This window comes from Paracoccus sp. SCSIO 75233 (assembly GCF_027912675.1).
Taxonomy (GTDB): domain Bacteria; phylum Pseudomonadota; class Alphaproteobacteria; order Rhodobacterales; family Rhodobacteraceae; genus Paracoccus.
In genome coordinates this window covers 2,806,982-2,820,049 of sequence record NZ_CP115757.1, presented here as the reverse complement: position 1 = coordinate 2,820,049, position 13,068 = coordinate 2,806,982, and the positions used below count along the sequence as shown (strand labels likewise).

The following is a 13,068-nucleotide window of genomic DNA, read 5'->3' as shown; positions in this document are numbered from 1 at the left end:
TCAAGGGGACGGGATGAGCAAGCTTACACTGCAGAATATCGTCAAGCGCTACGGCAAGATCGAAGTCGTCAAGAACGCCTCGTTCGAGATTGCCGAGGGGGAGTTCGTCTCTCTGCTGGGGCCGTCCGGTTGTGGCAAGACCACCATTCTGCGGATGGTTGCCGGGCTTCTCGACCCCAGCGAGGGCCATGTGATGATCGGCGATCGCGACGTTACGCGCCTGCCGCCGAACAAGCGCAATGTCGGGCTGGTCTTTCAGTCATACGCCCTGTTCCCGCATATGACCGTGTTCGAGAACGTGGCCTTCGGCCTTCGCCGCAAGGGGGAATCCGGTGCCAATCTGACAGAGCGCGTCAATGCTGCGCTGGACATGGTCCGGCTTGGCGGCTACGGCGACCGTTATCCCCGCCAGCTTTCCGGCGGACAACAGCAGCGTGTTTCAATGGCACGCGCCATCGCGCCGCAGCCGAATATCCTTTTGTTCGACGAACCGTTGTCGAATCTCGACGCCAAGCTGCGTGACGAAATGCAGATCGAACTGAAGCGGCTGCAACAGGAACTGCGCATCACGACGCTGTTCGTCACCCATGATCAGGCCGAGGCGCTGAGCCTTTCTGACCGGGTTGGCGTCATGTATGGCGGCGTGATCCAGCAGCTTGACAAGCCGGAGGTGATCTACAGCCAGCCCGCGAACGCCTTTATCGCCGGGTTTATCGGGAAGCCGAACCAATTGACCGGGCGTGTCGAAAGCGGTGCGGTCGCGCTTGGCGAAGGGTTGTCGCTGAAACCCGAGAAGCTGGAGCTGCCCGAGGGCAGCGAGGTCGATGTCTTCATCCGGCAGGAGGCGATACAGGTTCTGTCCTCGCCCGAGGCAGACGCGCTTGCGGGAACGGTGGCGTTGCGGTCGTTCTCGGGTCCGCAGGTTCAGCTGGTCATCAGACTGCCGCAGGGCGCGGAGATGGTGGTGGAAGTGGCGTCGTCAGCCGAGGCCGCGGCCCTTATGCCGGGCCAGGCGGTCTATCTGTCGGTTCGCCCGAGAGATGTCATCGTGTTGCCGCAAGGATCGGTGGCATGACCGGCCGGCGCAGCGCATGGCTGCTGATTGCGCCGCTTCTGGTGGTGCTGCTGCTGTCCTTTGTCCTGCCACTGATCCTGCTGCTTCCCACGAGCTTTCAGGAATACCAACCCGGTCAGGGCATCGTTTCGGGCAGCTTCACGCTGGAAAACTATCTCAGGATCGCGACGGACGGGTATTATCGCGAGGTGGTGCTGCGTACGCTGGTGCTGGGCGTCAGCGTGACGATCCTGTGCCTTCTGACCGGCTATCCCGTCGCCTATCTGATCGTGCGCGGCAACCCGCGATGGCGTTTGCCGCTGACATTGCTGGTGATCTTTCCGCTGATGCTCAACCTCGTCGTCCGGTCCTTCGGCTGGATCGTGCTGCTGACCAATCGCGGGGTTGTCAACAACCTGCTGATCGATCTGGGCATCATCGAAACGCCGCTGAAGCTGATGTTCAACATGACCGGGCTGCTGATCGGGCTGACCCATATCTATCTGCCGTTCATGGTGCTGATGCTGGTCGCGGCCCTGCAAAACGTCCCCCGCGACGTGGAGTCCGCGGCGTCCTGTCTTGGTGCCAGCCGGGTGCGGGTTTTCTGGTCGGTCACCTTCCCGTTGACCGCGCCGGGGATCATCGGCGGGTCGATTCTGGTCTTCGTTCTGACGATCTCGGCGCTTGTCACGCCGCGCATGTTGGGCGGGCCGACATATCAGGTCATGGCGACGCTGATTTACGATGAATATATGCAGCTTCTCGACTGGCCGAGCGGGTCTGCGCTGTCCTTTGCGCTGGCCTTTGCAACCATATTCATCATCTGGCTTTCTAACCGGTTGACCAAGAAATGGGCGGGCATGGCATGAGCGATCTGAAACCGACGATCCCGATCAGAATATTCGCCCTGCTGGTTGTTCTGTTCCTGCAGCTTCCGGTGCTGGTGGTGATCCTGACCTCGTTCAGCGAGACCTCTTACCTGACCATTCCCCCGCAGGGCTGGACGCTGAAATGGTTCGGCGAGGTGCTGAGCGATCCGACCTATCTGCGTGCGATCAAGAACAGCCTGATCCTTGCGGTCAGCTCGACCGTGCTGTCGCTGGTGTTGGGTGTCGCGGCGGCCTATGGCCTGTTCAGGAAGGCCATTCCGGGGCATGAGGCGATCACCTCGCTGCTGATGGCGCCGCTGATCGTTCCGGCCGTGGTGATCGGGGTGGCGATGCTGCAATATGTCACGCTGGTCGGGATGCGGGGCAGCTTTCTGGTGCTGATCCTCGCGCATGTGGTGATTACGGTTCCGTATATCCTGCGCTCCGCGCTGGCCAGCCTGTCGGGGATCGACCTGTCGGTCGAAGAGGCGGCGCGGGTCTTGGGTGCTGACGGACCGACGGCGTTCCGGCTGGTGACATTGCCGCTGATCAAGCCCGGTCTGGTTGCGGGTGCGCTGTTTGCCTTCGTCACCTCGATGGAAAACGTCCCAGTGACGATCTTTCTGGCGAGTGCCAGACAGACCACGCTGCCGATCCTGATTTTCAGTTCGGTCGAGATGGGCGTCAATCCCGGCGTTGCGGCGGTTTCGACCTTGCTGATCATCGCGACCGTTATCGTGCTGGTTCTGGCTGAGCGCTGGACAGGTTTTCATAAATTTGTCTGAAAAGGAGGGCGTGATGCATTTGACGAGCAAGGGCTTCCCGCTGTTTCTGACCTTCGATCTGGATGCCGAGACGATGTGGACGGCGCGGGATGCCGGCTATGCGAAGCGCCCGATCCTGATGTCTCAGGGTGCCTATGGCTGGAAGGTCGGCACGGATCGTATTCTGGACCTGCTGAAACGCCATGAGCTGCGAACGACGTTTTTCGTTCCGGGGCTGATCGTCGATCAGCGGCCGGAACTGATGGACCGGATTCTGGTGGGCGGGCACGAAATCGCGCATCACAGCTATTCGCATCGCTGGATCCTCAACCTCAGCCATGACGAGGAGCGGGAGGAGATGGAGCGGGGCTTTGAGGCGATCAAGCGCGTTGCCGGTTACGCGCCGCGCGGCTGGCGCTCACCTGCGGCGGAGTTGAGTGATATTTCGATGCAGCTCATGCTGGACTATGGTTTCGACTATTCATCGAATTTTTTCGACGACGACTCGCCCTATCTTCATCATGTCGACGGCAAGCCGACGAAGCTGGTTGAGCTGCCATTCCGCTGGGTTCTGGATGACGCACCGTTCTTTCAGTACTCCATCGTGCTGCCGGGCCGGACGATGCAGGCACCGTCGGCCATGCTGGAGGCGTGGCAGCTTGAACTGGACGTTCTTCATGCCGAACGCCGGATGATGATGGTCGGGATGCATCCGCAGATCATCGGTCAGCCGTCGCGGCTATGGGCGCTGGAACGGCTGATCGAACATGCGAAGTCCAAGGGCGATATCTGGATGGGCCGCTGTGACGAGATGGTCGCGGATATGCGCCCGCGTCTGGAAAGCGCCGACCCATGAGCGGGTCGCTGTCCGGTCGCCGCATTGTCGTTGCTGGTGGCGCGCAAGGCATCGGGCGGGCGACGGTTGCCCGGTTTCTGAACGAAGGTGCCAGCGTGGCCGTGATCGACCGCGATGATGCGCGCCCGGATGATCCGGGCGGGACATTGCCATATGCGGTTGCGGACATCACCGACAGCGCGGCCATCGATCATGCGCTGAACCGGCTCGCGGATGATCTGGGCGGGCTGGACGGTTTGGTCAATTGTGTCGGTCTCGACCTGCTGGCACCGCTTGAGAACATCACCGATGAGGACTGGGACCGGCTGATCGCCGTCAATCTGACCGGCGCGATGAAGCTGTGCCGCGCGGCCTTGCCGCATCTGCGCCGGTCTGAAAACGGCGCAACCATCGTCAATCTGTCATCGGCGGCAGGGCTGGTCCCGCTGAAGGGCCGCAGCGCCTATGCAGCGTCCAAGGCCGGTTTGCAGATGTTTTCCAAATCCCTTGCAATGGAACTCGCCCCGGATGGCATTCGCGTGAACACGATCTGCCCCGGTGCGGTCGATACGGCATTGTTCCGCAGCTCCATCGACGCGCACGGAGATACCGAAGCCCAGCTGGAAAGCGCGCGCAACCGCTATGCCCTGAACCGCATTGCCAGCCCTGAAGAAATAGCATCGGCCATTCTTTGGCTCAGCAGCGCCGAGTCTTCCTATGTTACCGGTGTCGCGCTTGCCGTGGATGGCGGTCGCAGCTTTCATTGAGGAATATCCATGTCCGTTTGCAGACGCTTTGATGGGAAACGGGTTCTGGTGACCGGGGGCGGCGCCGGGATCGGCGGCGGCATCACGCGGCGGATGCTGGATGAGGGGGCTGCGGTCGGTGTCATGGACCTCGACATTTCCAGATTGCCGGAAGCCGCCCCGGACAGGCTTTTCGCGGTTCAGGGCGATTGTACGGACGCCGCCGCCCTTGGACAGTTTCACGACGATTTCTGCCGGAAGCTGGGGCCTGTCGATGTGCTGGTCAACAATCTCGGCCAGAGCGGTCGGGAACGCAGCGCACCGTTTCACGAATCTCAGGAGGAAACATGGCGCTTCGTGATGGAAATCTCGCTGTTCAGTGCCATGCGCATGTCCCGGCTTGTGGTCCCCGCCATGCGGCAGAGGGGTGGCCGGATCGTCAATATCTCCAGCCTCGCCGCATTCAACGGTGAGCCGGGGCTGGCGGATTACGCATCCGCCAAGATGGGCCTGATCGGGCTGACCCGTGCGCTGGCCCGGGAACTGGCGGCGACCGGCACCACCGTGAATGCCGTGGCACCGGGCGCGATCCGGACTGCCGCGCATGACAGCCTGCCTGCCCATGTCGTGCAGGGTCTGATCGACCGCACCCCGGCAGGCTTTGTCGGCAGTCCTGAGGATGTGGCCGCCGCTGTCGCCTTTCTGGCCAGCGACGAGGCGCGCTTTATCACCGGCCAGACATTGCTGGTCGATGGCGGCCACTGGATGATCTGAAAGGAGCGAGGATGACCGATATTGCCGATATGACCGCGATCGAACTGGCCGGCCGGATACGCGCCCGCGATATCTCTCCGGTCGAGGCGACCAAAGCCGCGCTGCACCGGATCGAAGACCGGAGCCGCCTGAACGCATTCATCACCGTCGCCACGGAAGAAGCCCTGACCGAAGCGCGGGCGGCGGAAGATGCGGTGATGCGCGGCGACGATCTGGGCCTGCTGCATGGTGTGCCCTATTCGGTCAAGGATCTTCTCGCCACAGCCGGTGTGCGGACGACGATGGGGTCGCGCCTGTTCGAAACGAATGTGCCGAGCGGGGATGCCGTATCCGTCGCCCGTGCCCGCACGGCGGGCGGGATCATGATCGGCAAGACAACCACGCCCGAATTCGGCCACGCGCAAACCGCCAGCTCGCCACTATTCGGGCTGACGCTGAACCCGGTCGATCCCGATGTCACCGCGGGCGCGTCAAGCTCCGGCTCCGCCGTTGCCGTGGCGGCAGGCATGGGACCGCTTTCCATCGGGACCGATGGTGGCGGCTCGGTCAGGATACCGGCGGCCTGCTGCGGGATTGTCGGGATGAAACCGACGCTCGGGGTCATTCCCCATCTGGCGCTGCCTGATCTGTTCGGGGCAAATTCCTATGCCGGGCCGATGGCGCGCACGGTCGCGGATACGGCGCTGTTCTTCGAAGCGCTTCAGGGTGCGGATTCGCGTGACCCGTGGGGACAGGCCGCCGGGCAATTGCACCCGGATGACGGGGCCGGGCTTGCCGGGCTGAGGATCGGCTGGATTCCGACCGCTGGCGCGCGGGTGGAGCCGGAAACGGCGGCAGTGACGCTTGCCGCCGTGCGCCGACTCGAAGCCGAGGGCGCGATTGTCGAAGAAGCCGATATTGATTTCAAATCCTTCGAGCCGGTTTTCCTGACCCTGCTGCGGGCGGGTCTGGCTGCGCGCACCGCCGCTGCATTCGCGGGGCGTGAGGATATGGTTGCCGCTTCGCTGGTGGAGACGGTGCGTTTTGGCCAGCGCCTCTCGGCGGTTGAACTGTCGGAGGCACAGGCACAAAGGACGCGGCTTTTCCAGATCATGCAGGCGCATTTTGCACGGTTCGACCTGCTCGTCTCGCCGGTTCTTACCGCCCCGCCACTGCCGCTCGGCTATGATCCGATGGGTGAGATCGAAATCGGTGGCGCGCCTGCGGGGACAATCCGTGGCGCATGGTATCCCTTCACCTACCCGCAGAACCTGACAGGACATCCGGCGATTTCACTGCCCTGGGGCGAAAGCAGCTCCGGCCTTCCGATTGCCTTGCAACTATGCGCCCCGTGGTATCAGGATCGCAAATTGTTGAGGCTTGCGGAACTCGTGATGCAGGCCCGTCCGGCGGGGTAGGTTTCCGCAATCGTCAGCCCGGCAGCTTCACCCATTCAGGCGCTGCCGCTGGCGCCAAGCCGGAGGACGCCGCTTCCGCACAGTCACGCAGACTGCCGAAGCGCAGTGCGCGGCCTGACAATCCGGGGCCGTAATGGGCGTACTTCCCGGAATTGGTCATGACGGTTCGGGCTTCGGGCGGAAAGACCGGTTCGGTGATCGAGCACCAGCAGAGGTCGGGGATAATCGTCACACCCAGTCTGGTCAGCGTTTCGAGGGTATCGCTTTGACGGATCGCCGCCATCACCTCGCGCCCGACGGTGATGATGGTCGGGATACTGACCTGCCGGCCATTCAGCAGAGCCGCGAACTGCGCGCATTCATCGGCGGAGGCGTGGGGGCTGCCCAAGGCGATCAGGTCGACCTGCTGCGGACCCTGGTTCAGATCGTGCCATGCAGCAGACATATCGTCGTGCGTAATTTGCAGCGTATCAGCGTCCTCGCGCGGCGGCAGTTGGGATTCGGGCGTCACCCCTGCGATATGCAGCATCGGGGCGGCGGAGGTGGTTCCGAAGGCAGCGCATAGCGCCTTGATGTCGTCCTGCGACGGGTGGCGCGCGGCAATCCCGCGCAGGAGCGGGATGCGATCCGGCGATTTCAGCCCGGCGATATAGCCGATCAGCGGCCAGAAACTGTCGTCGATCCCGGCAGGTGCCGCGATGTCGAGAATGCGGGCGGGGCGGCGTTCCTGCTCCAGATAGACACCGGACAGCGGCGCGCGGCCGGTGACAGCGATGCAGAGATCCAGATAATCGGGATGTTTCGGGGTTCTGGCACCGAGCGCGCTGTTGGCATAGATCACCGCGTTGGATTCGGCCCACGCGATGCTGTCGCCTTCGCCCGGGCGGTCATTCAGCAGATAGGGGGCGCAGGTGAATGTCGGCTGGCACCCCATGCGCACATAGGCATCGGCCAGCCGCGCCGCCTGACTGCCGAAAAGCTGCGGAACGCCTTGGGATTGCCAGTTCTCCCGATCCACGGAAATCGCGTTGACCGTCGTCGGGACGCGGATTTTCGCGCCCAGAGCGTCCATCTTCTCGGCAAAGATCAGATTGGCCTGATTGGCGAGGATGCAGCCGTCGATATGGCCGCGCGTGACATCTGTCAGCGCCGTCGCCCCTTGCAGCCGCGCCATGACACAGACGATGCGCATGGCAAGTGCTGCGGCCTCGCCATCACGACCCGACAGGATGGCGTTATCTTCGGGTGTCAGTTGCAGTGCCGTCCGGTGCGGGTCCTGGATGGGCAGGTGCAGCCCGTCCCCGCAGATTGCGTCGGCGGTAATCGTCAGATTTGCCGCCCGTGACAGCCGGGCAAAATCGTCAGGGGTCACGCGCAGGACGGGCAGTGTCTTGCCGAACATCTCCGCCCCGATCAGGGCGCCGAGGGTCGCCACGTCCTCTGCCTCGGAAAAGATCAGCGCGGCAGGGGCGCAGCCGTTCAGCATCATCTCCAATATGACGCCGGAACCGGAGCATGAGCCCCGGCTGGTCGGCATCATCACGACGCGGCCCGCAAGTTCGGCATCATGGGCGGGATGATGGGTGTCGATCACGCGCGCCGTCGCCGGATCGACGCCGCCCCAGAAACTGAGGCCGGATGCCATTGCCAGAACCGGGCCTTCGCCGGTGCCGGGCAGGATGCGCGTCGCGGTCATTTCGGGGCGAAGCCATGCGCGGCGACATTGCTGCCCGCAACCGCGCGCGCCATCCCTCGCGTCTGCAACGCCAGCTCGGGTGAGGGGCCGACAATGCCGGCCCCGGTCACGATCACATCGGGTCGAGACATGGGCGTCCCCTAATGCGTGGCGGCGAGGAATTGTTGCAGGTTTGGGTCCTTGGGTGCCCCGAACAGCTCATCCGGCGGGGCGATTTCGGCCATGACACCCTGATGAAAGAAGGCCACGCGGTCGGAGACCTCTCGCGCGAATTTCATCTCATGGGTGACGCAGATCATCGTCATGCCCTCGGATGCCAGCATCCGCAGCGTGTCCAGAACCTCACCGACAAGCTGCGGATCAAGTGCGGATGTCACCTCGTCAAACAGCATGTAATCGGGGGACATCGCCAAAGCACGCGCAATCGCCATGCGCTGCTGCTGACCGCCCGACAACCGGCCCGGATAGACGTCAAGCTTGTCGCCCAGACCGACATGGTTCAACTGCTTCTCGGCCATCGCCGCGGCCTCGGCCTTAGACTGCTTCAGCACCTTGCGGGGCGCCAGCATCACGTTTTCCTTCACCGTCAGATGCGGGAAGGCGTTCCATTGCTGGAACACGATGCCGATCTTCTGGCGCAGCTTGTTGAGGTCGGTGGATTTGGCGTGAACCTCCGTCCCGTCGACGGTGATCTTGCCCGCCTGAATGGGTTCCAGCCCGTTGATACAGGTCAGCAGCGTGGACTTGCCGGAGCCGGAGCCGCCGATGACGGTCAGCACCTCTCCCTTCGATACGGTCAGGTCGATGCCTTTCAGCACCTCCAGCGCGCCGAAGGATTTGCGGACGTTTTCGATCTCAATCATTGGACCACCGTCTTTCCAGATAACCGCCGATGCGTGCGACGGGGAAGCTGATGAGGAAGTAGAACGCGCCGCAAATCATCAGCAGCAGCAGCGGTTCCTGCAGGCGCGTGATCAGGATCTGCGTGGATTTCAGCAGCTCCGTCACCTGCACGACATAGACAAGGGCCGAATCCTTCATGACCCCAAGGGCCAGTCCGATCCAACTGGGCAGGGCCACGCGGGTTGCCAGCGGCAGGACGATATTGGTCATGTCCTGCCCCCATGTCAGCCCCAGCGAGCGTGATGCCCGGCGCAAGGTCAGCGGCACCGCCTCGATCCCGCCGCGGACGATTTCCGCGCAATAGGCCGAGGTGTAGAGCGTCAGCACCATACAGGCGACGGTCAGGCCGGACAGGCCAAGCCGCAGCACCGTGCCAAGGAAGGCATAGGCCAGAACAAGCTGGATCAGCAGCGGGATGGAGCGGAAGATGTCCAGCACGAACATCAGGGGCGCGGACCAGACCGGCCCGAGCTGATAGCGGATCACCCCGAAGAGAATGCCCAGAACCGTGCCGAAGAACACCGAGATCACGGTCACGAAGATCGTCATTCCCGCGCCCTTGGCGAGGAAGATCAGGTCATTTACCGTCAATGCGGTATCGAACATGGTAGCCCCCTCAATACCGGAACAGACGGCGTGAAATCAGCCAGGCTCCGGCCTGAATGATTTTCACGATGATGTAGAAGATCACCCCGGCCATCGCGAACAGCTCGAACGTGCGGAAGGTCAGCGCGTTCAGATCCTGCGTCACACCGTAGAGATCCATATTCATGCCGACCGTGACACCCAGCGAGGTCATCAGCACCGCCCAGACCATCTGGTTGGTGATGGTCGGGAAGGATATGCGGATCATCTGCGGCAGCACGATATAGCGGAAGGCCTGAAGATCGGACATGCCGAGCGAACTGCCCGCGCGCGGCTGCGTGTCCGGGATCGCCTTCAGCGCGCCGCGGAAATTCTCTGCCAGATAGCCCGCATTGTTGAAGGTGATACCGAGCAACAGCGAGTTATAGGGTGACAGGTGAATCCCAAGTCCCGCCAGTCCGAAATGCGCCATGTAGATCTGGAACAGCGCCGGGGTATTCCGTGCGATTTCCACCCATGTTGTCGCAATCCCGCCAAGAATCCGGCTGTTGGATCTGCGGAACAATGTCAGCAGAATGGCCAGCATGATACCGATCGCCATCGACAGGATGGCAACCTGCATTGTGATAAGTGCACCGTCCAGCATTTCCGGCAGGCGGTTCCACGCCTGACGCCACTGGAATCTGTAATTGAACATCTCCGCCCCTCGTCGTTACGAAAAGGCGGCGCGGTATCTTCCGCGCCGCCCGACTGGCAGAGGCCTTAGCGATAGACGCCCTGGATCGTCAGATCGGCGGGCTCACCCTCGCCAACCCATTTTTCGTAAAGCTCGGCATAGCGGCCGGTACGGACCTGCTGGTTGATGAACAGGTTCATGTAGTTGATCAGCCCCTGTTCCTCGCGCAGCGCGATCAGCGCGACATAGTCGGGCACCATCGGGGCCTTGTCGACAACGCGGATGCCGGGGAAATTGCCCGATGCGACATTGGCTTCGGCCACTTCAACGGTGGAGACGGTGGCATCAAGCTGGCCCTGGCTCAGCGCCAGGAACACATCGGCCTGATTCTGATAGGGCCGGAATTCGCCCTCGCCCCATTCATTCACGCGTTCTTCCAGCCAGATCGCCTCATAGGTGCCGGCGGTGGCGCCCACGGTCTTGCCCTTGAGGTCTTCCCAAGTGGACATCTCCACACCTTCATTCGCGGTCACGGCGTTCTCGAACGCATAATAGGGAATGGTGAAGCCGACCGTCTTGGCGCGCTCCAGCGTGTCCGAGGTCGAGGCGACACCGACATCCACCTGACCGGAAACCAGTGCCGGGATGCGTTCGGGGAAGGTGGTCTCAACGATCTCCGCCTCGACGCCAAGGGCTGCGGCAAGGTCGTTGCAGTAATCGACATCGAAGCCCTGCGGCTCGTTATTCTCGTCGCGCGATCCCATTGGCGGGAAATCCAGAACCACGGCGCAGCGCAGCGTGCCCGAGCCGATGATATCGTCCAATTTGTCCGCGAAGGCCGGGCCGGTTGCAACGGTCGCGGCGACGGCGGCAATGGTAAGTGCTTTGATTTTCATTTGGTTTGTTCTCCCTGTCTGGTATTCCGGTCCGGTAAGGACCGATTCCACATAATTTTTATCGACCCTACCAATCCGAAAAGCAAACACAAAATACTTGTTGTATGCAAAGATCTTGCCCGCACCGGGGATCGGTGCAGGCATTGAGCTTACGCCAGGTCTTTCGGCATCACTCCCTCAGGTATATTCTGGAAGCAGACCGGGCGCAGGAAGCGGCGGATGGACAGGGTTCCGACGGAGGTCGCGCCGAAATTCGTGCTGGCCGGATAGGGACCTCCGTGGACCATGCTGTCGACGACCTCGACCCCGGTCGAAAACCCGTTCGCCAGCACCCGCCCCGCCATGCGCTCCAGCACCGGCAGCAGCTTCTTCGCGGTTGCCGCATCGCCCGCATCCATATGGATCGTGGTGCTGAGCTGACCCTCGAACCCCTTGGCCAGCGTCAGCATCTCATCGGTGCCGGAGACGCGGATGACCAGACCCAGCGGGCCGAACACCTCCTCGCCCAGAGCATGATCCTGAAGATAGCTTTGCGCGTCGGTCTCATAGAGATTCGGGTTGGCCTCGCGCCCCTCGCTGGTGGTGGAGACGATCGGGCGGACGCTGTTGCGGCTTTCGAAACGGTCCTGCCCGTCGCGATAGGCTTTGGCGATACCGTCGGTCAGCATCACCTGCGGGCCGATCTCTCGCAGCGCATCGGCGGCGGCCTGAACGAAGGCGTCGCCTGCCGCGCCGGTCTCGACCACGGCGATGCCGGGATTGGTGCAGAACTGCCCCGCCCCCATGGTAAGCGAGCCGGCCCAGCCCTTGCCGATTTCCGCGCCGCGATTGGCCACGGCTTCAGGCAGAAGGAACATCGGGTTGACGCTGCCCAGCTCGCCAAAGAACGGGATCGGCTCGGGCCGCTGCGCGCAGAGATCGAACAGCGCCCGTCCCCCGCCGAGGCTGCCGGTGAAGCCCACGGCCTTGATCCGCGGATGCTGGACGAGCGCCTGCCCGACCTGACGGTTGCCGCCCTGAATGAGGCTGAACACCCCCGCCGGCATGCCGGTTTTCGCAATCGCGGCATGGATCGCCTCGGCCACGATCTCGCCGGTGCCGGGATGGGCGGAATGGCCCTTGACCACCACCGGACAGCCTGCCGCGAGGGCCGCTGCCGTATCCCCGCCCGCGGTCGAAAAGGCCAGGGGGAAGTTCGAGGCCCCGAACACCGCGACCGGACCGATGGGCCGCTGGATCATGCGCAGATCGGGACGCGGCAGCGGCTGGCGCTCGGGCAGCGCTTCGTCATGGCGGCGGTCGAGGTAATCGCCCTTGCGGATATGTTCCGCAAACAGGCGCAGCTGGCCCGTGGTCCGCCCCCGCTCGCCCTGCAAGCGGGCCTCGGGCAGGCCGGTTTCCTGAGTGCCGATTTCGGTGATCTGATCGGCGCGGGCCTCCATCTCGTCCGCAATGGCATCGAGAAACGCCGCCCGGTCCTCGCGGCTGGTATAGCCGTAGGTCCAGAACGCCTCTTCCGCCGCCTCGCAGGCGCGGTTCACCAGATCGACCGTGCCAACGGAAAAATAATGGCTCGGGCCATGCGCGGGTTCGGAGGGGAACATTGCAGCGCCGGAAACCCAGTCGCCTGCGATCAGATGCTTGCCGTGAGGGGTGAAGGGCATGAGAGACTCCGCTTGGATCATGGATCGAGAATTCCAGATTTGCATACATGAAGTATACAAACCCCGCAACGACCCTTGGTGACGGCGGCGCCTGGGGTGCCGGAAATTCACGACCGGCGCGCTTGAGGCGATGACCCGTGACATTCCCTGCCGCCCGGCTGATGCCGGAACAGACCGGGCCGGTTGCTGCGGTCATTACGGCTGGCGCG

General features: G+C 62.9%; 14 protein-coding genes. 7 read left to right on the top strand and 7 right to left on the bottom strand.

The window, feature by feature from the left end; translation table 11 throughout:
- Window positions 1–13: 13 nt before the first annotated feature.
- From PAF12_RS13710 to PAF12_RS13680, 7 genes are read left to right on the top strand one after another with little or no spacing between them, the layout of a single operon-like run.
- Window positions 14–1,075 (top strand): ABC transporter ATP-binding protein, encoded by a 1,062-nt coding sequence (locus PAF12_RS13710; protein WP_271107543.1) that lies wholly within the window; start codon window positions 14–16, stop codon window positions 1,073–1,075.
- The gene (locus tag PAF12_RS13705; protein ID WP_271107542.1) at window positions 1,072–1,923 is read left to right on the top strand and encodes an ABC transporter permease; all 852 of its coding nucleotides are present in this window, start codon (window positions 1,072–1,074) and stop codon (window positions 1,921–1,923) included. Before PAF12_RS13710 ends, PAF12_RS13705 begins: the two co-directional genes overlap by 4 nt.
- Window positions 1,920–2,708 carry an ABC transporter permease gene (locus PAF12_RS13700; RefSeq protein WP_271107541.1) on the top strand — a complete coding sequence of 263 codons (789 nt, stop codon included), beginning with the start codon at window positions 1,920–1,922 and terminating at the stop codon, window positions 2,706–2,708. Before PAF12_RS13705 ends, PAF12_RS13700 begins: the two co-directional genes overlap by 4 nt.
- 13 nt (window positions 2,709–2,721) lie before the next feature.
- Window positions 2,722–3,543, top strand: a complete 822-nt coding sequence (locus tag PAF12_RS13695; protein ID WP_271107540.1) for a polysaccharide deacetylase — start codon at window positions 2,722–2,724, stop codon at window positions 3,541–3,543.
- The gene (locus tag PAF12_RS13690; protein ID WP_271107539.1) at window positions 3,540–4,289 is read left to right on the top strand and encodes an SDR family NAD(P)-dependent oxidoreductase; all 750 of its coding nucleotides are present in this window, start codon (window positions 3,540–3,542) and stop codon (window positions 4,287–4,289) included. The genes PAF12_RS13695 and PAF12_RS13690 overlap by 4 nt, the downstream gene beginning before the upstream one ends.
- A 9-nt stretch (window positions 4,290–4,298) precedes the next feature.
- Complete coding sequence (locus PAF12_RS13685; RefSeq protein ID WP_271107538.1) at window positions 4,299–5,042, top strand: SDR family NAD(P)-dependent oxidoreductase; 744 nt, start codon at window positions 4,299–4,301, stop codon at window positions 5,040–5,042.
- Window positions 5,043–5,053: 11 nt separating this feature from the next.
- Window positions 5,054–6,439: an amidase gene (locus PAF12_RS13680; RefSeq protein WP_271107537.1), complete on the top strand. Its 1,386-nt coding sequence runs from the start codon at window positions 5,054–5,056 to the stop codon at window positions 6,437–6,439.
- Window positions 6,440–6,452: 13 nt separating this feature from the next.
- On the opposite strand, the gene PAF12_RS13675 is transcribed toward PAF12_RS13680, so the two are convergent.
- From PAF12_RS13675 to PAF12_RS13645, 7 genes are all read right to left on the bottom strand, one after another.
- Window positions 6,453–8,135: an aconitase family protein gene (locus PAF12_RS13675; protein WP_271107536.1), complete on the bottom strand. Its 1,683-nt coding sequence runs from the start codon at window positions 8,133–8,135 to the stop codon at window positions 6,453–6,455.
- The gene (locus PAF12_RS13670; RefSeq protein WP_271107535.1) at window positions 8,132–8,266 is read right to left on the bottom strand and encodes a hypothetical protein; all 135 of its coding nucleotides are present in this window, start codon (window positions 8,264–8,266) and stop codon (window positions 8,132–8,134) included. Before PAF12_RS13670 ends, PAF12_RS13675 begins: the two co-directional genes overlap by 4 nt.
- Window positions 8,267–8,275: 9 nt before the next feature.
- A complete protein-coding gene (locus tag PAF12_RS13665) occupies window positions 8,276–8,998 on the bottom strand; it encodes an amino acid ABC transporter ATP-binding protein (protein WP_271107534.1) in 723 nt (240 codons plus the stop codon).
- On the bottom strand, window positions 8,991–9,644 hold the full coding sequence (locus PAF12_RS13660; RefSeq protein WP_271107533.1) for an amino acid ABC transporter permease: 654 nt from the start codon (window positions 9,642–9,644) through the stop codon (window positions 8,991–8,993). Before PAF12_RS13660 ends, PAF12_RS13665 begins: the two co-directional genes overlap by 8 nt.
- 10 nt (window positions 9,645–9,654) lie before the next feature.
- Window positions 9,655–10,320: an amino acid ABC transporter permease gene (locus PAF12_RS13655; RefSeq protein ID WP_271107532.1), complete on the bottom strand. Its 666-nt coding sequence runs from the start codon at window positions 10,318–10,320 to the stop codon at window positions 9,655–9,657.
- Between the two features lie 65 nt (window positions 10,321–10,385).
- On the bottom strand, window positions 10,386–11,195 hold the full coding sequence (locus PAF12_RS13650) for a transporter substrate-binding domain-containing protein (RefSeq protein WP_271107531.1): 810 nt from the start codon (window positions 11,193–11,195) through the stop codon (window positions 10,386–10,388).
- 149 nt (window positions 11,196–11,344) lie between these two features.
- Entirely contained in the window at window positions 11,345–12,859 is a 1,515-nt protein-coding gene (locus PAF12_RS13645) for an aldehyde dehydrogenase (NADP(+)) (protein WP_271107530.1), read from the bottom strand.
- Window positions 12,860–13,068: the final 209 nt, after the last annotated feature.